Raw genomic sequence first — 20550 nt, 5'->3', positions numbered from 1 at the left:
GTTTTTTCAGTAACTTATTGCCACAGCATGAAAATTATTCAGCTATATCTTTAGGCTTGGCTTCTTCCCTGCGGTTAAAGCCGGCCACCATGTCAAAGCGGAACAAGCGGCATTCCAGTGCGCCATTGAAGAATGGTGTCTTGCGTGACTCTTTCAGGCGCAGCATCTTGGGCAAACCCAGATCAGCAGTAAACAGAAAAACACTCCAGCCAGCAAAACGCTGCTTGAGCGTAGTACTGAAGGCACTGAAGAAATCTTTGGCCATGTCATCATCTTCCATCGAGCTGTCGCCGCGCACACCGATACGCTCGCCGTAAGGTGGATTGGTCAGCAAGATACCTGGCTCTGTCGTTGGTGCCTTGATTTCCTGCGCTTCTATCTGCTTGAGTGGCACGTCAAAACGTATGCCTGCCTTGTTAAGGTTATTGCGCGTCATGACTATCATGTCGCCAGAAATATCGCTGCCGAAAATCGTTGGTTCAGCAGGCAGAGGATGTGGCTTGGCGCTGGCCTTGATCTGTGCCCAGGCGTCAGCATCGAACTGATGCATTTTCTCGAACGCAAAATCACGCTTCAGGCCGGGCGGTATGCCTGCCAGGATTTGCGCTGCTTCGATCAGGATGGTGCCTGAACCGCACATGGGGTCAAACAAAGGTGTGCCAGGTTTCCAGCCTGCAGTACGCAACAAACCTGCTGCCAGATTTTCACGCAAGGGTGCATCACCGGTTTCCATACGCCAGCCGCGCTTGAACAGAGGCTCGCCAGAGATATCCAGATACACCGTGAAATTGCGCGCATCCATGAAACCGACGATGCGCATGTCAGGGTTCTTGGTATTGACTGAGGGACGTTGGGTAAACTGGTCGCGAAAACGGTCGCAAATTGCATCCTTGATTTTGAGCGTGGCAAAATCCAGGCTCTTCAAGGGTGACTTGACTGCAGTGACATCGACACGAATGGTGTGGTGATAACCAAACCAGTCTTCCCAGGGCTGATCCAGCACCAGGTCGTAAATATCGTTTTCATTGGTATAGCCAGAATGCGCCATACGCATCAGCACGCGCGATGCAATGCGTGAATGCAGGTTGATACGCCAGCCATCATGCAGGCTACCTGAGCAATGTACGCCACCCGGCACCTGATTGTGTACAGTCATGGTTTTATCCATGGCTGCAATTTCCCCCAGCTCTTCAGCCAGGGCGATTTCCAGGCCACGTGGGCATGGGCAAAAATAAGAATAACGCGTCATAGGAGTACCCTTTATCCGTTAATAAAAACTATGGTGAATATTCACCGCCATTTGTTGGCCTGGAGTTCTGCACTCCAGGTCAACTCTACATTCAAACCTCGGGAATCTTTGATTAAGTGTAGCGAGCGGCGCTAGTTTGGGTTAAGAAGCGCAGTCGTACGACTGTACGGCGAGCATCGCAGGCCCAAAATAGCGTCGCGCAGTAACTTAATCAAAGGTTCCCTAGAAAGGTTTGACGACAACCAAAATCAATATCGCCAGCAACAAAATTACCGGCACTTCATTAAACCAGCGGAACCAGACATGGCTGCGCTTGTTAACACCCTTCTCAAACTTTTTCAACAAGCTGCCACAGGCATGATGATAGCCTATCAGCAAGATCACGAAAGTCAGCTTGGCATGCAGCCAGCCATTACCCGGCCCCTTGCCTATGCCATAGACTAGCCATAACCATAGACCAAAAATCAAAGCTAACACTGCCAATATTGTCATGAAACGGTAAAGCTTGCGCGCCATCAGCAAAAGGCGCTCTGTCGTGAGCGCATGATTTTCCATCGCCAGATTGACCAGGATGCGTGGCATATAAAACAGGCCCGCGAACCAGGATGTGACGAACAGAATGTGTAAAACTTTTACCCAGAGCATGGCTTACTTTCCTTAATGGTGCGACATTATTACTGGCGTACTTCGCCGTGGCCAAAAACCACATACTTCACCGAAGTCAGCCCTTCCAGACCAACCGGGCCACGTGCATGCAGCTTGTCATTCGAGATACCAATCTCGGCACCCAGGCCATATTCAAAACCATCGGCAAAACGGGTGGAGGCATTCACCATCACCGAGGCAGAATCCACTTCGCGCAAGAAACGCAGGGCGCGGCTATAGTCTTCTGTGATAATGGATTCTGTATGCTTGGATGAATAATCATTGATATGCGTGATAGCCTCATCAAGATCAGCCACCACCTTGATGGCGAGGACAGGAGCCAGGTATTCAGTACTCCAGTCCTCTTCTGTTGCTTTGGCCAGATGCGGGTAGCCTGCCAGAATTGCAGCGGCGGCATCGTCACAACGCAATTCAACCTGCTTGCCTGCATACAGTTCAGCCAGTGAGGGCAAGACTTGCGCGGCGATGTCTTGTGCGACCAGCAAGGTTTCCATGGTGTTGCAGGTGCCGTAGCGGTGGCACTTGGCATTGAATGCCACGTCAACCGCTTTTTTGAGGTCAGCCTTGTCATCAATATACACATGGCAGATGCCATCGAGATGCTTGATCATGGGCACAGTCGCTTCTTGCATCAAACGCGCAATCAGGCCCTTGCCTCCGCGCGGGACAATGACATCGACATATTGCGGCATAGTGATCAGTTCACCGACAGCAGCGCGGTCTGTGGTCTCGACGATCTGCACCGCGTCAGCAGGCAAACCGGCACCGGCCAGGCCTTCCTTGACCAGTTTCGCTAAAGCCTGGTTGCAATGTATGGCTTCTGAGCCACCGCGCAAGATGGTGGCATTACCACTCTTGATACACAAGCCAGCCGCATCTACTGTGACATTCGGGCGTGCTTCATAAATGATGCCTATAACACCCAGTGGCACCCGCATTTGCCCTACCTGTATGCCGGTGGGGCGGTATTTCATGCTCGAGATTTCGCCGATAGGGTCAGCCAGGCTGACGATCTGTTCCAGACCTTCGGCCATAGTGGCAATCGCCTTGTCGGACAGGGTCAGCCGGTCAAGCATGGCTGCTTCCATGCCTGCTGCTTTGGCAGCAGCGAGATCAAGCTCATTGGCGGCGCGCAAGGCGGCAGCTTCACGCCTGATGGCGGCAGCGATCAGGGACAGGGCCTTATTCTTGGCGGCAGTATCGGCTTTGGCCATGGCGCGTGATGCCGCGCGGGCACGGATGCCGAGGGCGTTCATGTAGTGCTTGATATCCATATCGTCATTGAGAGAACCAACTGGCCCCCATATTCGTTGATCAGCCACCAGCAAGGTGGCGAGGGAATTCATTTCAGTTTGATAAACCGTTGCTATCAGATGCAGGCCAAACAACTTTTCAAGCTGCTTTCGCCACCCTCAAACCCAATTGCAATAAGGCATCCCAGGGATCACCTGCAAATGCCTTCGCTCGTAAACCTTTTACCATCTTATCGACTTGTGACGCTTCTTGCAGCGCGGCCCGCAAATTTGCCAGGCTGACGCGGCGCAAGGCAGGATCCATGAGTTTTTCCCTAGGTCCCCAGATGCGATATTCTTTCAGCAAGGCTGACAAAGGCCTGCCCTGTGCCATACCAGACTTCAATTTCAGCAGGGTGCGTATTTCTTCTGCCATGGCCCATAAGACCAGGGGTAATGCTTCGCCCTCGCCTTTCAAGCCATTTAACATGCGTACCAGTCTTGCTACATCACCGGCCAGCATGGCTTCATTGAGTTTGAATACATCATAACGTGCCACATTCAGCACGGCATCATGGATTTGTTCAAAACTCAGTTTGCCCGGCGGATGCAGCAATGCCAGCTTCTGGATTTCCTGATGGGCCGCCAGCAAGTTGCCCTCTACCCTGTCGGCAATGAAATCCAGGCTTTGCCTGTCTGCGCTTTGTTGTTGCAAAGACAGGCGGGTGTTGATCCAGCCTGGCAGTTGATTGCGCTCTACCAGCGGGATATCGATATACACCGCGGCTTGCTGCAAACTGCCTACCCAGGCGGCTTTTTGCGTGGCCCAGTCCAGTTTGGGCAGGGTGATCAGGGTCAGGTTATCTGGCGACAGATTCGTCACATAATCCTGTAAAGCCTGGCCACCATCCTTGCCGGGTTTGCCAGTAGGGATACGCAAGTCGATGAGTTTTTTATCGCCAAACAGGGATTGCGACTGATTCGCTGCCAGCAAGGCACCCCATTTAAAACTGCGTTCCACCGTCAGGATTTCACGTTCGTAAAAACCCTGCGCCTTTGCGGTGCGGCGTATTTTGTCTGCCGCTTCCAGCGCCAGCAAATGCTCATCACTGGTGATCACATACAGTGGCGCCAGTGTTTTCGCCAGATGGCCATCAAGGGCATCGAAGCGTAATTGCATATTAATCGTCCATCTTTACAACGGCCAGGCGACGCATGATTTGCTGCACCAGGTCACTTTGCATATCACGGTACAGCAAGACTTCTTCTGCCTCTTTCGCCAATACCTGGGTTTCATTAAAGCTGATATTACGCTTGAGCTGTATGTCTACTGGCTCCAGGAATTCCTTGCCTACGCTATTGCGGACGCGGAAGCGAAAGTTATAAATCAAATTGTATTCACGCACGCGGCCCTGGCTATTCAGGGACAGGATTTGCTTGTCCCTGGTTTCGGCCAGCACTTCCAATACCACCTGAGCAGCCTTGGCATCCGACATGATCTGGGTCTGACCATTGGCACGGATATGGCGGCGCAATTCGCCTCCCAAAGCTGAAGCCTCAGGCAAACCTATATAAATGCTCTTGAATGGCAATGCCACCGGACCACGCAGAGCAAAGCCACAGGCCGACAACAACATGATGGACATGATGGCTGCCAGCCATTGCAGACGCTTTACATACTTTGCTTGCATGTGGTTTTCCCTGTTACTAATAGAAGTATTTTTCAATGACTATCTTCAGGCAACGATATTCACCAGCTTGCCAGGCACGATGATAATTTTCTTGGCTGCGCCTTCCATGAATTTCTGTACGCTTTCATTAGCCAGGGCAGTCGCTTCTATGGTTGCCTTGTCAGCATCCTTGGCGACCTTGATGCTGCCGCGCAGTTTGCCATTGACTTGTACCATCAGCTCGATTTCATCCTGCACCAAAGCAGCTTCATCTACCAGTGGCCACGGCGCATCGATGATTTCACCAAGCTCTGTCGCCAGACCCAGTTCCTGCCACAGTACATGGGTAATATGCGGACATACCGGATACAGGCCACGCAGCAAGATGCTGAAAGCGTCGCGCAAAGCTGCGGCGCTGCCTTCGGCTTCTGACTTGAAGGACTCTATGGTATTGAGCAACTTCATCGCGCCAGAGACAACGGTGTTGTATTGCAGGCGATCATAGTCGGCATCAATCTGCTTCAGCGTCAAATGTACTTCACGGCGCAGGGCCTTGACGTCATTTGCATACGAAGCAGGTGCAGTAGGTGCAACAGCGCCAGCAGCAATCGCGCCAGACAGTTTCAATGCAGAAGCCCACAGGCGGCGCAGGTAACGTGATGCCCCTTCTACACCGCTGTTGCTCCAGGCAGCACTTTGATCCGGAGGACCGGCAAACATGGTGAACAGACGTGCGGTATCAGCGCCGAACTGCTCGATAATGTCTTTCGGTTCGACCACATTGTTCTTGGACTTGGACATCTTTTCGATGCCGCCCATTTGCACAGGTTGACCATCGCTTTTCAGCGATGCCGAAACTGGACGACCTTTGTCATCATGCTGGACTTCAATTTCATTCGGATAGAACCAGATCTTCTTGCCGCTGACATCTTCACGATAGTAAGACTCGTTGAGCAACATGCCTTGGGTGAACAAGTTCTTGAAAGGTTCATCGATCTTGACCAGACCCAGGTCACGCATGGCCTTGGTCCAGAAGCGCGCATACAGCAAATGCAAAACCGCATGTTCGACACCGCCTATGTACTGGTCCATCGCCATCCAGTAATCATTGCGTTCATCGACCATCGTCGTTGCATCCGGGCAGGTATAACGCATGAAATACCAGCTGGAATCAACGAAAGTGTCCATAGTGTCGGTTTCACGGTGTGCCGGGCTGCCGCATTTAGGGCAAGGCACATTCAGGAAATCTTCACGCTGCTTCAACGGATTGCCAGAACCGTCAGGGATGCAGTCAGTTGGCAATACCACTGGCAAATCTTCATATGGCACAGGCACATCACCACAGCTGTCGCAGTGGATGATAGGGATGGGTGTACCCCAGTAACGCTGACGGGAAATACCCCAGTCACGCAAACGCCAGGTGGTTTTCTTTTCGCCCAGACCTTTGGCCACCAGGTCATTTGCTACTGCATCAACAGTAGCCTTGAAGCTCAGGCCATCATACTTGCCGGAATTGACGGTGACGCCACGCTGTTTGTCGCCATAGGATTCTGCCCATACGTCAGTCGTGAAACTTTCACCTTCGATAGCCACTACTTGCTTGATGGCGATATTGTATTTTTTCGCGAAAGCAAAATCGCGTTCATCATGCGCAGGCACGCCCATGACTGCGCCATCGCCATAGGTCATCAAGACATAGTTACCAACCCAGACTTCGACTTGCTCGCCAGTCAAAGGATGAGTCACGAAGAGGCCAGTAGGCATGCCCTCTTTTTCCTTGGTAGCCATTTCGGCTTCTGTCGTGCCACCGGCTTTACATACTTCGATGAAGGCTGCCAGTGTTGCATTATTCTTTGCTGCCAGCGTGGCGATAGGATGTTCTGCCGCTACTGCGCAGAAAGTCACGCCCATGATGGTGTCAGGACGGGTAGTAAACACATACATTTTGCCATCTTGTACCAGCGCGCCAGTTTCGTCAGCGATCTGATGTGGAAAAGCAAAGCGTACGCCTTCGCTCTTGCCTATCCAGTTACGCTGCATGGTACGTACTTGCTCAGGCCAGCCGTCCAGATCGTCGATGCTGTTCAGCAATTCGTCTGCATATTGGGTGATGCCAAAGTAGTAGCCAGGGATTTCGCGCTTTTCTACCAGAGCACCTGAGCGCCAGCCGCGGCCATCAATCACCTGCTCATTCGCCAGCACGGTTTGATCAATTGGGTCCCAGTTCACAACCTGAGTTTTTTTGTAAGCGACGCCTTTTTCCAGCATCTTCAGGAACAGCCACTGGTTCCAGCGGTAGTAATCAGGGTCGCAGGTTGCAACTTCACGCGTCCAGTCAAATGCCAGGCCCAGGGGCTGCATTTGCGACTTCATGTCTTCAATATTCGAGTAAGTCCATTCTGCTGGCGACTTTTTATAGGCAATCGCTGCATTTTCTGCTGGCAGGCCAAATGCATCCCAGCCCATGGGCATAAGGACGTTATAGCCCTTCATGCGCAACTGGCGTGCCAGCATGTCGTTGATCGTGTAATTGCGCACGTGGCCCATGTGCAACTTGCCAGATGGGTAAGGCAGCATGGAGCAAGCGTAGTACTTGCCTTTAGGAAAACGTGGATTGTTTTCTACTGCCTTATAGGCATCGATCTTTTTCCAATGGGATTGCGCCGATTGTTCGACGTCAGAGGGCGTGTATTTTTCTTGCATGGCGTAAGCAGAAGTAGAAGCGAAAATGACTCAGAACCTTTGATTATAACTGGTTCAGACACATTATTGAGGAAAGCCTTGCTGGCCAAGGCTGACAGTGTGAATTAAGAGAGGATCGCTGGCTTTGAGTACCAGCAGACCATCAGGGCTTTTTAGCTTGCTTGCTGTCAGTGACGAAAGAAATCTTCGCCATGCCCTGGGATTGTGCAGCAGCCATGACCTTGGCGATAATTTCATAGCGGGTGGCTTTGTCAGCCCGTAACTGTATTTCGGCCTGCTTGTTCTTTTTTGCCTGTACAGCCAGTTTTGACTCCAGCTCCATCATGGCCAGTACCTGGTTATTCCAGTAAAGGATGCCATCGGCGTCAAATGAAATACTGACTGTATCAGCTTGCTCTGGCGCAGCTTCAGATTGCGCCTGTGGCAAATCGAGCTTGACCGCATGTGTCATGAAAGGTGCTGCAATGATGAAAATGACAAGCAAGACCAGCATGACGTCAACCATGGGGGTGACATTGATGTCCGCCATCGAAGTCAAAGGACGGGAAGAAGATTCGCGCGGCGTATGAAATTGACCGAATGTCATCTTTTAATATAAATATCAAGACTTGCTCATGTGAGCATGCAAGTCAAAGGCAAAGCCATCAAGTTCAGCCAGGGTAATCCGGTTGATGCGGTTAAAAGCGTTATAGGCCAGCACGGCAGGTATTGCCACCAGCAAACCCAGGGCAGTCATGATCAAGGCCTCGCCCACTGGTCCGGCCAGCTGATCGATTTGCACGAGGCCGTTCGAAGAGATCGCAGTCAGGGCACGGTAAATACCCCACACCGTCCCCAGCAAACCAACAAAGGGGGCGGTTGCACCTACTGATGCCAAAAAGCTTAAACCAGTTTCCAGCCTGACGGTCAGCCCTTGCAATTCCTGGCGCAGGCTGCGCGTCAAAATTTCACTGAGCCCGGTATTGGCTGACAGCGTGGCACTGCGTTGTGTTGCATCGCTGGCAGCATGGGCAGCTTCTGCCAGACTGATAAAGACCTTGGACTGATCAGCCAGACGCAGGGAAGACAAGGCATCGGCCATGCTGGGAGCGCGCCAGAATGTATGCAAGGCAGGCGCGGCTTTACGGATGCGCCAAAAACTCCAGGTTTTCATCATTATCAGCGTCCAGCTAAGCACTGACATCAACAATAATAGCCAGCCGACCAGATGCCCCATGGCATCGGCCTGTTCCCAATAATGTGCAATTGCAGAATTCATGTCTATGCCAATAGCTACTATGCAAACAGATTAACGCAAACCCAGCACATCGTACATATCAAACAAGCCCACCGACTTGTTTTCGAGGAAACGTGCGGCACGCAAGCTGCCATGCGCATAAGTCACACGGCTGGATGATTTGTGGCTGATTTCCACACGCTCACCAATGCCGGCAAACAGGACCGTATGGTCGCCAACGATGTCGCCGCCACGGATGGTGGCAAAGCCGATGGACGATGGATCGCGTTCGCCTGTCACGCCTTCGCGGGCAAATACACCCACTTCATTGAGGTCACGGCCCAGGGCATCGGCAATGACTTCTCCCATTTTCAGGGCAGTGCCGGAAGGTGCATCGACCTTGAAACGGTGGTGGGCTTCGACGACTTCTATGTCATAGCCCTCGGCAAAGCTTTTGGCTGCCATTTCCAGCAATTTCATGGTGACATTCACGCCCACACTCATATTCGGCGCGAATACGATGGCCGTTTTTTCTGCAGCAGCGGCAATCGCTGCCTTGCCAGCATCATCAAAACCTGTAGTGCCTATGATCATTTTGATGCCATGTGCGGCACAATATTCAAGATGCTTGAGCGTACCTTCAGGACGGGTGAAATCGATGAGATAACTGGCATTCGCCAGTCCTGCCGCCAGATCAGCAGTAATGGCGACACCCGATGGCTTGCCCAAACTGGCAGCAGCATCTGTCCCCAGCGCCGGTGAGGCTAGCACGTCCAGCGCGCCAACCAACACCATATCATCGGCATTACTGATCGCTTCGACCAGCATTTTCCCCATACGGCCAGAAGCGCCGGCCACGGCAATTTTGAGTGCTGTCATGTTAGTTTATTTCTATTTTTTCTTCGGAGCGTCGGTTTCCACGATCGATTGCACACGATTCAAGCCCAGGGCTGACTCAGTAATGCGAGCCAGGTATTCTTTTTCCGTTGGCAAATTACCACCTTCGAACTTGGCAACCGTACCGTTTTTAAAATACACAGAAACCCGGCTGGTAATGCGTTCGCCATTTGGCTTGATCAGGCGGAAAGGATAATCCCAGCGGTCTTCATGGAACATATCTGTCAGCAAGGCCGTGCCCAGTACAAAACGCACTTGCTCGCGCGTCATGCCTTCTTTTAATTGGGCCACCATTTCCTGAGAAACAAAGTTTCCTTGCTGTATGGAAACGCGATAAGGCGAAATGAAAGTCAGTATCTTGGCAAAACCGCTAGGTTCTACCACTTGCGCACCATTAGTGTCACTCGGCGTGCCCGAAGTTGCATATACTGAAGTCTTGTCAGCGGACGACAATATACCCAGTGGAGACGTACATGCTGCAGTCAGAGACGCCAGCAAAGCCAGGCCCGCTACGCGGCTCATCTTCTTCCGTGTTACTTTTGAAAACAACAGTTGCATAGATAACCTCTTAATTGAGCAACAAGCCCTAAAACCCGATATCATAAAGCAGATAGCAATTTTTTGATCGAAAACATGACAAACAGTACCCCCAACCTCAAGGCCAGCGGTCTGAAAGCCACTCTGCCCCGACTGAAAATCCTGGAAATCTTCCAGAACAGCCGGGTACGTCATCTGACAGCAGAAGATGTGTATAAGATCCTGCTGAATGAAAATATGGATGTTGGCCTGGCAACGGTATACCGCGTGCTGACCCAGTTTGAACAGGCCGGCCTGTTAAACCGCAATCATTTTGAAACTGGCAAAGCCATTTTTGAATTGAATGAAGGTTCACATCATGATCACCTGGTCTGCCTCGACTGTGGCCGTGTAGAAGAATTTTTTGATGAAGAGATCGAACAGCGCCAGCAAACTGTGGCCCTCGACCGCGGTTTCAAGATTGCTGAGCATGCGCTAGCGATTTATGGCAATTGCACCAAGCCGAATTGCGAACACAAGGGATAAGTCAAACCTCAAACGTGCTTCTTTTTTCAGACGTATCAATTGACTGAAAATCTTCTGATACGTCTATCTATTGATCTTGCCTACCACCCCGGCCACAGTATCAATAATTTTTTGCGCATTAAATGGCTTTAGGATATATCCATGTATCCCTGTTTTAACGACCTCTGTAATCGTTTCCTGATCCTTATTTGCGGTCACCATCAGCACTCTGGTATCTGGCAGCAAATCCCTTATACGAGGCAAAATTTCTGTGCCACTGATTTTTGGCATGACAATATCAAGCATGATCAAATCTGGTTTTAGTTTAAGCGCCAATTCCAAACCACTACCGCCATCAGTTGCTTCGCCGACAACGTTATACCCCTCACTGCGCAATATAACCCTGAGCACTTCGCGGGTTACATCATTGTCATCAATCAATAAAATCTTTGCGTTTTTCTTTTCCATAGCAACCCTGCTTCGGATGAATGTTTACTTACACGCATCGCCAATTGACATCGTGCCTTATTGACTTAATGCATTAGATAATAATTTTGCCGTAATGTCTACGATGGGTATGACCCTTTCATATGCCATGCGGGTGGGGCCGATGACGCCCAGGGTACCCACTATCTTGCCATTCACCTCATAGGGAGCAGTGACTATACTCATTTCTTCCATCGGCACAAGTTGCGAATCACCACCGATGAATATCTGTACGCCCGTTGCCTTGCTGGAGACATCCAGTAATTGCATAAGGCTGCTTTTCTGTTCAAACATATCAAACAATTTGCGCAATGACCCCATATTTGAAGACAGATCTTGCACATTCAACAAATTGCGCTCGCCAGAGATGACGACTTCATCATTATCCTCATCCATGGCATTACTACCAGCTTCGACGGCGGCTTGCATGAGCCTGGTCATATCATTCTGCAATTGCCGCAACTCGCTATTGATACGCGAACGTGCGTCGCTGAAGCTCAGCCCACCGAAATTCTGATTCAGATAATTGGCAGCCTGCACCAATTGGGTAGGTGTATAGTCAACATCCGTCAATAAAAGACGATTATGAACTTCGCCACTTGGAGTAACAACTACCAGCAAGATGCGCTTTTCTGACAGGCGCAAAAATTCAACTTGCTGGAACATCGACTCTGTACGTGGTGTCATGACAACACCGGCAAATTGAGACAGAGACGATAATATCTGCGCTGCATTGGCAATCAACTTTTGCGGCGACTGCGCATTCATAGGAGATTGCAGACTGGAGTGCAGGCGAGTATCCATGTCGCCTCCATGAATATCTTGCACAGTGAGCAATTTATCGACGAAAACGCGATACCCTCTGGGGGTAGGGATACGGCCAGCAGAAGTGTGCGGGCTAGCGACGAAACCCATTTCTTCGAGATCTGCCATGACATTGCGTATCGTCGCTGGCGATAATTCCAGGCCGGATATTTTTGACAAGGCGCGGGAACCCACAGGCTGGCCATCAGCGATATAACGCTCGACCAGGGCTTTTAATAAAGTTTGTGCGCGGATATCTAGGTGCATGGTTTCATTTTATGCGTTCATGACTGACATGAACATAGAAAAATTCATAGCCAAAAAGTCAGCTCATGCAGATTGGCAAATTCTGCATCGGGCTTGATATGGAGATGGCGCTCATCTTCAATTTTTAAACCCTGACGGTTCATCCAGCCGCCTTTTAATCCCGCCTGTTGTGCACCTTGCACATCAAGCAATAAGTCATCGCCTACATACAAGACCTCTGCTGGTTCCAGCCCCAGCTCCTGACAAGCAGCCAAAAATATTCTGGGATCAGGCTTGGCACAACCAAACCGAAAGGCAGCGATAGACACCTTGAAATGATGGGCCAGACCTATCGCCTGTAAATCCGCAAAGCCATTCGAGACCGTGCCTAAGGCCAGTTTTTCTTGCAAGGCTTCCAAAGCGGGCCTGACATCGCTGTACAAGTCCACTTTGTTTCTCGCATCGGCAAATACCGCCATGGCATGGTCAGCTTTTTCGGCTGCAACACCATGCTCATCAAATACTTGTTTCAGCAAGGTATGACGCAAGGCCCATAGGTCGTATTGAAAACGCTGGTCGCTCGCCACCAACAGATTCCTGCGCTCACGCAATTCTTCCACATTATAATTTTGCGCAACGACGGGCACATGTTCATGCATCCATTGCTGCAAAACCGATTCGGCATGGCGAATTACCGGCGCAACCGGCCACAAAGTATCATCCAGATCCAGCAAAACTGCTTTAATTGCCATAAGGAGCACTCATTCCATTCATAGATGCCCTAATTATGTTCTAATCTTAGCCATCATGTCACCCTACCCTTGTTTATGACAGTACAGGCCAAAACAATTGCACTTGTTGGAAAATCTAACGCGGCAGGCATTGCTGACTCGATTAAGGAACTGGCCAATTTCCTCGCGAGCGCAGGGCATCGTGTCGTCATCGAAGCAGAAACGGCACAATACCCGCAATTAAGCGAGTTCAGCAGCATGCCAGTACCAGAGATAGGCAAGCTGGCGGATGTGGCCATTGTGGTTGGTGGTGACGGCACCATGCTGGGAATAGCTCGGCAACTGGCACCCTATAATATTCCCCTGATTGGCATCAACCAGGGGCGGCTGGGCTTCATCACTGATATTGCACTGGACCGCATGATCCCAGTCATTTCGGAAATGCTGGATGGCAAATATGTCTCAGAACGTCGCAGCCTGCTGCAGGCCATTGTCACACGCGATGGCAACCAGATTTTCAGCGGCGTGGCTTTCAATGACATTGTCGTATCACGTGGCGCTGGTTCAGGCATGGTCGAATTGAGAGTAGAAGTAGACGGGCATTTCATGTACAACCAGCGTTCAGACGGCCTTATTGTCTCAACACCGACTGGCTCTACCGCCTATGCACTTTCTGCCGGTGGCCCCTTGTTACACCCCAGTCTGTCCGGCATTGCGATGGTGCCGATTGCCCCGCATGCCTTATCGAACCGGCCCATAGTCTTGCCAGACAGTAGCGAAATCGTGATTACCATCGTGGCCGGGCGCGATATCAGCCTGAATTTTGATATGCAAAATTTTGCCAGCCTGCAGCATCAGGACAGGATTATCGTCAACCGCTCTGCCCATACGGTGACTTTCCTGCATCCCCCAGGCTGGAATTATTACAACACCTTGCGCGAGAAACTGCACTGGAATGAATATCCATCCGTAGAGGGCGCACTGAATTAAGGTTTTTCGCCCACTCTTACGAACACAGAAGTCACAGGCTGTTGCTAGAATAGCGATTTCGCTAAGCTGGCTGATACTTTCCAGCGCCGGTTTTTTAACAAATTCCTTCATGTCTGCCCATTATGTTGCGCACGCTTGCCATTCGTGATTTTGTCATTGTCGATACGCTGGAGCTTGAATTTTCTTCCGGTTTCAGTGTGCTGACCGGAGAAACCGGTGCCGGCAAATCCATCCTGATCGATGCACTGACCCTGGCCCTGGGTGGCAGGGGTGATGCCAGCATGGTGCGCGAATCTGCCAGCAAAACTGATATCAGTGCAGAATTTGCCGTCAATGAAACACTCGCCGTCTGGCTTAAAGAACATGAGTTCTTTGACCAGGACCAACCGCTGATCTTGCGCCGTACCATCGATAATGCAGGCCGCTCCAAGGCATGGATCAATGGCATCACCGCCACAGCCAGCCAGTTGCGCGAGATAGGAGATATGCTGGTGGATATCCATGGCCAGCATGCGCACCAATCACTGTTGAAAACCGAAGCACAGCGCGATTTGCTGGACATGCAAGGCGGATTGCAAGAGCAAGTCAATGAAGTTGGCTTGCGTTACCGCGCCTGGCGCAATATCAGCAAACAACGCGAAGAATTTGAAATCAATGCCAAGAGCGTCTTGCAAGAGCGCGAGCGCCTCGAATGGCAGGTCGGTGAACTCGATAAATTGCAGATCAAACCGGACGAATGGGAAAGTATCAGCCAGGAACATACCCGCCTCGCCCATGCAGCCAGTCTGCTGGAAGGCGGGCAGGAAGCAGCCGCTTTGATCTCTGAATCCGAACATCCTGTCTTGTCTCAACTGACAGCCATTCAGCAAAAACTCTTGAAACTGCTGGCCTATGATGCTGCGTTGAAACCCGTCACTGATGCGCTGGAATCTGCCTGCATCAATTTGCAGGAAACCACTTATGCCCTCAACGATTATCTGAGCCGGACTGAACTTGACCCTGCCCGTTTGCGCGTCGTGGAAAACCGCGTCGAAGCGATACACACCACGGCAAGGCGCTTCCACGTTGCACCAGAAAAGCTGCATGAAGAATTCGCCACGCTGTCTGCGCAACTGGCGCAATTGTCAAATGCGACCGATATGGATGCGCTGAAAGCACAGGAAGAAAAAGCCAGGCTTGCTTATCTGCAGACCGCGCAAAAACTCAGTAAGACCAGGCAAAAAGTCGCCAAGGATTTGGGGGGCGCAGTCACCACAGCCATGCAGGACCTGAGCATGGGCGGTGGCAGTTTCTCGGTCGCCCTGAACCCGGTTGAACCAGCCGTTTATGGCCTGGAACAAGTAGAATTCCTGGTGGCAGGCCACGCCGGAGTGCAGGCAAGGCCGCTGGCCAAGGTCGCATCTGGCGGCGAACTGGCGCGTATCTCGCTGGCGATTTCTGTCATCACCTCCTGCGCTACTGCCACCCCTACCCTGATCTTTGATGAAGTTGACAGCGGCATAGGTGGTGGCGTGGCTGAAGTGGTTGGACGCCTATTGAAACGCCTTGGGCAAGACAGGCAAGTCTTGTGCGTGACCCATCTGCCGCAAGTGGCCAGCCAGGCTAACCAGCACTTCCAGGTTAGCAAGGCCAGCCAGAATGGCAAAACCGTTTCCCAGATAGAAGCACTCGACAATAAACAAAGAGTGGAAGAAATCGCCCGCATGCTGGGAGGCATAGAAATTACGGCGACTACGCGCAAACACGCCAGAGAATTACTGGCATCCTAAGAAAAAATACATCATGCGCTTCCTTAAAGAACCTGAATATTCACACGGCAAAATCGCCAAGACAGCCGTAGTGCTGATCAACCTCGGTACGCCAGATGCACCAACGGCATCGGCAGTACGGCGCTACCTCAAACAATTTTTGTGGGACAGGCGCGTAGTCGAAGTGCCACGTCCGATCTGGTGGCTGATTTTACATGGCATCATTTTGCCTTTCCGTTCTGGCCAGTCTGCAAAAAAATATGCCTCCGTCTGGACCAAGGATGGCTCACCACTAAAGATACACACACAAAAGCAGGCATCATTGCTGAAGGGATATCTGGGTGAACGCGGCCATGAAGTCCAGGTTGCCTATGCCATGCGTTATGGCTCACCTTCCATACCCGATGTCTTGCAAAAGCTCAAGCAAGATGGCTGTGAGCGCATACTGATACTTCCAGCTTACCCGCAATATTCTGCCACCACAACGGCCTCAAATTTTGACGCAGTGGCACAGCATTACCAGCAAGTCAGGAACATGCCAGAACTGCGCTTTATCAAAAACTACCATGACAATGATGGTTATATTCAGGCACTGAAATTGTCCATCATGAATCACTGGGAAACCCATGGGCGGCCAGAAAAATTGATCATGAGCTTTCATGGCTTGCCTAAGGCCTTTTTACTGCGTGGCGATGCCTATCATTGTGAATGCTATAAGACTGCCCGCCTGCTGGCAGACAGACTGGGCTTGGGTAAAGATGATTATATCGTCACCTTCCAGTCGCGCCTGGGGCGGGCAGAATGGCTGCAACCCTATACCGCGCCGACTGTCGTCAAACTGGCAAAAGAAGGTATAAAAAGGCTGGACGTGGTCTGCCCCGGCTTTATTGCGGATTGCCTTGAAACCCTGGAAGAAATCGCCATGGAAGTAAAAGATGATTTTCTCAAAGCGGGCGGCAAGGAATTCAATTACATCCCCTGTCTGAATGAATCACCGGCCTGGATGCGCGCTCTGGCTGAAATTGCAGAACAGCACCTGATAGGCTGGCCTACCATGATCACTGCCAGCGTGCGCGAAGAGCAAAAGCAACACGCACTGATCAGCCGGGCAGAAGCCAAACGCCTGGGTGGAGAGCCCTGAGGCAGCAATGGCAAAGACTTATTTTATCGGTGACATACAAGGCTGTGCCGACCAGTTGCAAAACCTGCTCAGCAAGATAGAGCAGACCGAGCCACATGCCCAGTATTTGTTTGCCGGAGATCTGGTCAATCGAGGCCCAAAATCACTGGCCAGCCTACGCCTGATACGTGATTTACAAATCGCTGGATGGGCAGAATCCGTGCTCGGCAACCATGACCTGCATTTACTCGCCGTTGCGCATGACATACGCAAGGCACACCGCAGCGATACCCTGGACGATATCCTGCAAGCACCAGACCGTGAGGAATTGCTGGACTGGTTGCGACACAGGCCTCTGGCGATTTTGCAGCATCAGCATTTGCTGGTGCATGCAGGCATTTTCCCGCAATGGTCAGCAAAGCAAACCATCAAGCTGGCACATGAGGTAGAAACGCAGCTGCGCAGTGAGGAATGGCTAGATTTATTACGCAATATGTATGGCAACACTCCGGCGCAATGGCATGATGATTTGCAAGGCTATGACAGGTCACGCTGCATCATCAATGCACTGACACGGATGCGTTTTTGTAGTGCAGATGGGGTCATGGATTTTGACAGCAAAGATGGCCTGGACAGCGCACCAAAAGGCTTTGCCCCCTGGTTTGACCTGCCACGCGCCAGTGAAAAAACCACTGTCGTATTTGGCCACTGGTCTACCCTGGGCCTGATCTTGCGTGACAATCTGATCAGCCTTGATACAGGCTGCGTCTGGGGCGGCAAGCTGACTGCTGTCGCGCTGGAAGACAGGCAAGTTGTGCAGATTGATTGTCCGCAGCAGCAAAAGCCGGGATAAAAGTACCATAGGTATTTTTATAAAATAGTTAGCTCGACCTGATTAAATTTAATATGAGCATATTTTGGTACGAAGGCATATTGATCTTGTTGGGAGTGGTAATTTCAATATTTATTGGCCGTGCGACGAAAGATGGTAGCGGCTACGGTCTTATATTTTTTTTCGGGTTAACTTCCGTTTTATTGGCTTTTATTCTCGCAGTTGCCGGAGTAATTTCTTTTACATTTTTGTGTTCAAATATTTCTATTCTATGCGTAGAAAAGGACGACAAAAATTTCTGGGCACAATCCATATCGCTGATCGCTATACCCTTGTATGTTTTGGTAATGATGCGCTTCAAAAATACGGATGAGTAAAGCTATCGATCTAAATTAAAGTAAATCAAATTTCGTCACTCAGTCCTAATTCTTTCATCACAGCTGCACGCGCCACTTGTGCCACTTCTCTGCGGTGCGCACCTTCTGTAGGAATGGCAGGCAGGCGTACCAGTTCTGCCGTCATGCGTGGTGCCAGCAAGATGATGCGCATGCTCTCTGCAAAAGTCATGTCGCCAATAAAATCAGCCGCAGCATGGAACTGCCCTTGCGCATCAAGATAGCGGACAACAAAGGGTTGTACAGGCACGTGTGCTTCTATTGCCGCCTCAAACAGGTTGGCGTGAAAAGAAAGCAGATTACCTTGTGCAGCTGTCGTGCCCTCAGGGAAAAACGCAATACGCTTGCCCGCTTCTATCTGATGTACCAGGCCTTCATAAATACGGCGCACATCACGCTGTCTGCCACGCACCAGAAAAATCGTACCGGCCTTTTCACATAACCAGCCCAGCAAAGGCCAGTTGCGGATATCTGACTTGGCAACAAAATGACAAGGATGCAGGGTATTGATGACAAAAATATCCAGCCAGGAAACATGATTGGACACGATCATCGCCGACGCATTCACCGCACCATCGCTTTTATCTTTAAAAGTCACATCTACAGTACAGATGGCCAGCAATTTGACCGACCAGCGACGAACCAGCTCGTCACGCCTGGCATCAGAAGAAAACGGAAAGATCACGGCGCAAGTCATCAGACCTGCCGTTAGATGGAGAAATATCCGGAAAAAATGCCAAACGATCATACGGACTCACAAAAATACTCACGTAGAGTAACAATTAATAATAGCGAAGCTGAATAAACAAAAGCGGGAGTAAGGCTATACGCGCCTTTACTCCCACTCATCCCACTCGATCGAACGAATTTCTCACTGAGCAGTTTGGATCACGACTTCAGCCTGCTTCAGGCACGCAGCCTTGCCACTTCTTCTTCGGCATCTTCATCGATCAAGACACTCACTGATTCCGCATAATGCACATTGGAACCGCGTTTTTTGACGCCTGAAATCCAATATTCTTCGCGGGTATCGGCGTCGATAAAATTACCGGAAATTCCACCTCCAGCACATGCCTGCAAGGACTTTCCACGGAAGTAAACTGTTCTTCCTGTTTTGGAAAACTCAACCCAACCTATGCGTGCAGCGACGCTATCGCTCAAGCCGTTCTTGTTTTCCACATACATGACGCGTCTTTGTTCGCCACGGGTAAGCTGATTACTTTTCATCTTCGATGTTAATGCAATGTATCAAACGCAATATGCCCCGACACTATCGTCGCCTTGACCACACCCGGCAATTCATAACCCAGGAATGGCGTGTGCTTGCCCTGGCTGGCCAGGGCCCTGGCTTCAACCTTCCAGCGTGTGGCAGGATCAAAGATGCAGATGTCAGCGGCCTGTCCAACAGCGATTTGCCCGGCGGGCACGCCTGCCACTCTGGCAGCATGCTGGCTGATCCTGGACAGTGCTAGTGTCAGGCTGACTTCGCCACGGCTGTCTTCTGCCCATTTCAATGCTAATGATAATAATAATTCCAGGCCAGTAGCACCTGGCGACGCTTCGGCAAAGGGCAGCAGTTTTTCATCATCATCGACCGGTGTATGGTCTGAGCATATCGCATCGATGGTGCCATCTTTCAATGCCGCAGAAATGGCATCACGGTCTCGCTGGCTGCGCAAGGGTGGGGTCAGGCGGGCATTGGAATCAAAGAAACCAATGTCGGCATCCGTCAGATGTACATGGTGGGCACCAACGTCGCAGGTCAGCGGCAAGCCTTCTTTCTTGGCCTTGCGCACCAGTTCCAGACCGGCAGCGGAAGAGATACGGCATAGATGCACTTTGGCACCAGTGGCACGCATGAGTTCAAACAGCGTATGCAAGGCAATCGTCTCAGCCATGACAGGTACACCAGACAAACCCAGGCGTGAAGCCAGTGGGCCGCTGTGGGCAACACCACCCTTGCCTATATAGGCATCTTGCGGACGCAACCAGACGGTAAAACCAAAGGTGGCGGCGTAATCCAGTGCCCTTTGCAGGGTATTGGTATTGGCGATGGTTTCTTCAGCCTGTGAGAAACCTATGCAGCCTGCCTGAGTCAGCTCAGCCATCTCGGTCAGGGATTCGCCTTTCAAACCGACGGTCAGCGCACCCAGCGGATAGACATGCGCCTTGTTTTGCATGCGTGCTCTTTGCTTGAGCATTTCTACCAGGCCAGATTCATCAAGTACAGGGTCAGTATCTGGCGGACACACCAGGCTGGTGACACCGCCGCGCATGGCAGCTTGCAATTCAGATTCAAGCGTAGCCTTGTATTCAAAGCCAGGTTCACGCAGGCGGGCACTGAGATCGACTAGGCCAGCGGTGACGATCAAGCCTGTGGCATCGACAGTTTTATTGGCGACAAAGTCGGCCGGTGCCTGGCCTATGGCGATGACCTTGCCAGCAGCAATAAACACGTCCTGTACTGCATCGGTAGCACTTGCCGGATCAATCACGCGGCCATTTTTGATATGTATCTTCATAT

21 protein-coding genes are annotated in these 20550 nt (G+C 51.0%); 5 read left to right on the top strand and 16 right to left on the bottom strand.

The window, feature by feature from the left end; all coding sequences use genetic code 11:
• Positions 1-34 precede the first annotated feature (34 nt).
• The 10 genes from Q8K39_RS02635 to Q8K39_RS02590 all read right to left on the bottom strand — a co-directional run bounded on the left by Q8K39_RS02635 (position 35) and on the right by Q8K39_RS02590 (position 10155).
• Positions 35-1249 carry a class I SAM-dependent RNA methyltransferase gene (locus Q8K39_RS02635; RefSeq protein ID WP_305258173.1) on the bottom strand — a complete coding sequence of 405 codons (1215 nt, stop codon included), beginning with the start codon at positions 1247-1249 and terminating at the stop codon, positions 35-37.
• A 222-nt stretch (positions 1250-1471) separates the two neighbouring features.
• Positions 1472-1894, bottom strand: a complete 423-nt coding sequence (locus tag Q8K39_RS02630) for a CopD family protein (RefSeq protein ID WP_186952145.1) — start codon at positions 1892-1894, stop codon at positions 1472-1474.
• Positions 1895-1923: 29 nt separating this feature from the next.
• The gene (locus Q8K39_RS02625; RefSeq protein ID WP_305258224.1) at positions 1924-3189 is read right to left on the bottom strand and encodes a glutamate-5-semialdehyde dehydrogenase; all 1266 of its coding nucleotides are present in this window, start codon (positions 3187-3189) and stop codon (positions 1924-1926) included.
• Positions 3190-3307: 118 nt separating this feature from the next.
• A complete protein-coding gene (gene holA, locus Q8K39_RS02620) occupies positions 3308-4327 on the bottom strand; it encodes a DNA polymerase III subunit delta (RefSeq protein ID WP_305258172.1) in 1020 nt (339 codons plus the stop codon).
• A 1-nt stretch (position 4328) separates the two neighbouring features.
• On the bottom strand, positions 4329-4838 hold the full coding sequence (lptE, locus tag Q8K39_RS02615; protein ID WP_305258171.1) for an LPS assembly lipoprotein LptE: 510 nt from the start codon (positions 4836-4838) through the stop codon (positions 4329-4331).
• 45 nt (positions 4839-4883) lie between these two features.
• Positions 4884-7520 (bottom strand): leucine--tRNA ligase, encoded by a 2637-nt coding sequence (leuS, locus tag Q8K39_RS02610; protein ID WP_305258170.1) that lies wholly within the window; start codon positions 7518-7520, stop codon positions 4884-4886.
• A gap of 142 nt (positions 7521-7662) precedes the next feature.
• The gene (locus tag Q8K39_RS02605; RefSeq protein ID WP_305258169.1) at positions 7663-8106 is read right to left on the bottom strand and encodes a biopolymer transporter ExbD; all 444 of its coding nucleotides are present in this window, start codon (positions 8104-8106) and stop codon (positions 7663-7665) included.
• A gap of 15 nt (positions 8107-8121) precedes the next feature.
• Complete coding sequence (locus Q8K39_RS02600) at positions 8122-8784, bottom strand: MotA/TolQ/ExbB proton channel family protein (RefSeq protein WP_370868545.1); 663 nt, start codon at positions 8782-8784, stop codon at positions 8122-8124.
• A 24-nt stretch (positions 8785-8808) separates the two neighbouring features.
• On the bottom strand, positions 8809-9615 hold the full coding sequence (gene dapB, locus Q8K39_RS02595; RefSeq protein WP_305258167.1) for a 4-hydroxy-tetrahydrodipicolinate reductase: 807 nt from the start codon (positions 9613-9615) through the stop codon (positions 8809-8811).
• A gap of 12 nt (positions 9616-9627) precedes the next feature.
• Positions 9628-10155 carry an outer membrane protein assembly factor BamE gene (locus Q8K39_RS02590; RefSeq protein ID WP_305258166.1) on the bottom strand — a complete coding sequence of 176 codons (528 nt, stop codon included), beginning with the start codon at positions 10153-10155 and terminating at the stop codon, positions 9628-9630.
• 111 nt (positions 10156-10266) lie between these two features.
• On the opposite strand from Q8K39_RS02590, the gene fur reads away from it, so the two are divergent.
• Complete coding sequence (gene fur, locus Q8K39_RS02585) at positions 10267-10695, top strand: ferric iron uptake transcriptional regulator (RefSeq protein ID WP_186952138.1); 429 nt, start codon at positions 10267-10269, stop codon at positions 10693-10695.
• Between the two features lie 63 nt (positions 10696-10758).
• On the opposite strand, the gene Q8K39_RS02580 is transcribed toward fur, so the two are convergent.
• The 3 genes from Q8K39_RS02580 to Q8K39_RS02570 are packed head-to-tail and all read right to left on the bottom strand — an operon-like array spanning position 10759 to position 12962.
• Entirely contained in the window at positions 10759-11142 is a 384-nt protein-coding gene (locus Q8K39_RS02580) for a response regulator transcription factor (RefSeq protein ID WP_186952137.1), read from the bottom strand.
• 57 nt (positions 11143-11199) lie between these two features.
• Positions 11200-12231, bottom strand: coding sequence for a heat-inducible transcriptional repressor HrcA (gene hrcA / locus Q8K39_RS02575; RefSeq protein WP_186952136.1), 1032 nt, complete (start codon positions 12229-12231; stop codon positions 11200-11202).
• A gap of 44 nt (positions 12232-12275) precedes the next feature.
• Complete coding sequence (locus tag Q8K39_RS02570) at positions 12276-12962, bottom strand: HAD family hydrolase (protein WP_305258165.1); 687 nt, start codon at positions 12960-12962, stop codon at positions 12276-12278.
• Between the two features lie 75 nt (positions 12963-13037).
• On the opposite strand from Q8K39_RS02570, the gene Q8K39_RS02565 reads away from it, so the two are divergent.
• The 4 genes from Q8K39_RS02565 to Q8K39_RS02550 all read left to right on the top strand — a co-directional run bounded on the left by Q8K39_RS02565 (position 13038) and on the right by Q8K39_RS02550 (position 17652).
• Complete coding sequence (locus tag Q8K39_RS02565; protein ID WP_305258164.1) at positions 13038-13931, top strand: NAD kinase; 894 nt, start codon at positions 13038-13040, stop codon at positions 13929-13931.
• 122 nt (positions 13932-14053) lie between these two features.
• Positions 14054-15700 carry a DNA repair protein RecN gene (recN, locus tag Q8K39_RS02560; RefSeq protein ID WP_305258163.1) on the top strand — a complete coding sequence of 549 codons (1647 nt, stop codon included), beginning with the start codon at positions 14054-14056 and terminating at the stop codon, positions 15698-15700.
• Between the two features lie 13 nt (positions 15701-15713).
• Entirely contained in the window at positions 15714-16820 is a 1107-nt protein-coding gene (gene hemH / locus Q8K39_RS02555; RefSeq protein WP_305258162.1) for a ferrochelatase, read from the top strand.
• A 7-nt stretch (positions 16821-16827) separates the two neighbouring features.
• Positions 16828-17652 carry a symmetrical bis(5'-nucleosyl)-tetraphosphatase gene (locus Q8K39_RS02550; protein ID WP_305258161.1) on the top strand — a complete coding sequence of 275 codons (825 nt, stop codon included), beginning with the start codon at positions 16828-16830 and terminating at the stop codon, positions 17650-17652.
• Between the two features lie 381 nt (positions 17653-18033).
• Here the strand turns inward: Q8K39_RS02550 and Q8K39_RS02545 are convergent, their stop codons facing one another.
• The 3 genes from Q8K39_RS02545 to Q8K39_RS02535 form a co-directional block, all read right to left on the bottom strand.
• Positions 18034-18723: a 1-acyl-sn-glycerol-3-phosphate acyltransferase gene (locus Q8K39_RS02545; RefSeq protein ID WP_305258160.1), complete on the bottom strand. Its 690-nt coding sequence runs from the start codon at positions 18721-18723 to the stop codon at positions 18034-18036.
• 209 nt (positions 18724-18932) lie between these two features.
• Positions 18933-19253: a 1-deoxy-D-xylulose-5-phosphate synthase gene (locus Q8K39_RS02540; RefSeq protein WP_305258159.1), complete on the bottom strand. Its 321-nt coding sequence runs from the start codon at positions 19251-19253 to the stop codon at positions 18933-18935.
• An 8-nt stretch (positions 19254-19261) separates the two neighbouring features.
• The gene (locus Q8K39_RS02535) at positions 19262-20548 is read right to left on the bottom strand and encodes a dihydroorotase (protein ID WP_305258158.1); all 1287 of its coding nucleotides are present in this window, start codon (positions 20546-20548) and stop codon (positions 19262-19264) included.
• Positions 20549-20550: the final 2 nt, after the last annotated feature.

It is taken from the genome of Undibacterium sp., from assembly GCF_030683615.1.
GTDB classification, from domain to species: Bacteria; Pseudomonadota; Gammaproteobacteria; order Burkholderiales; family Burkholderiaceae_D; genus Undibacterium; species Undibacterium umbellatum.
This window is presented reverse-complemented; position numbering and strand designations above follow the sequence as displayed.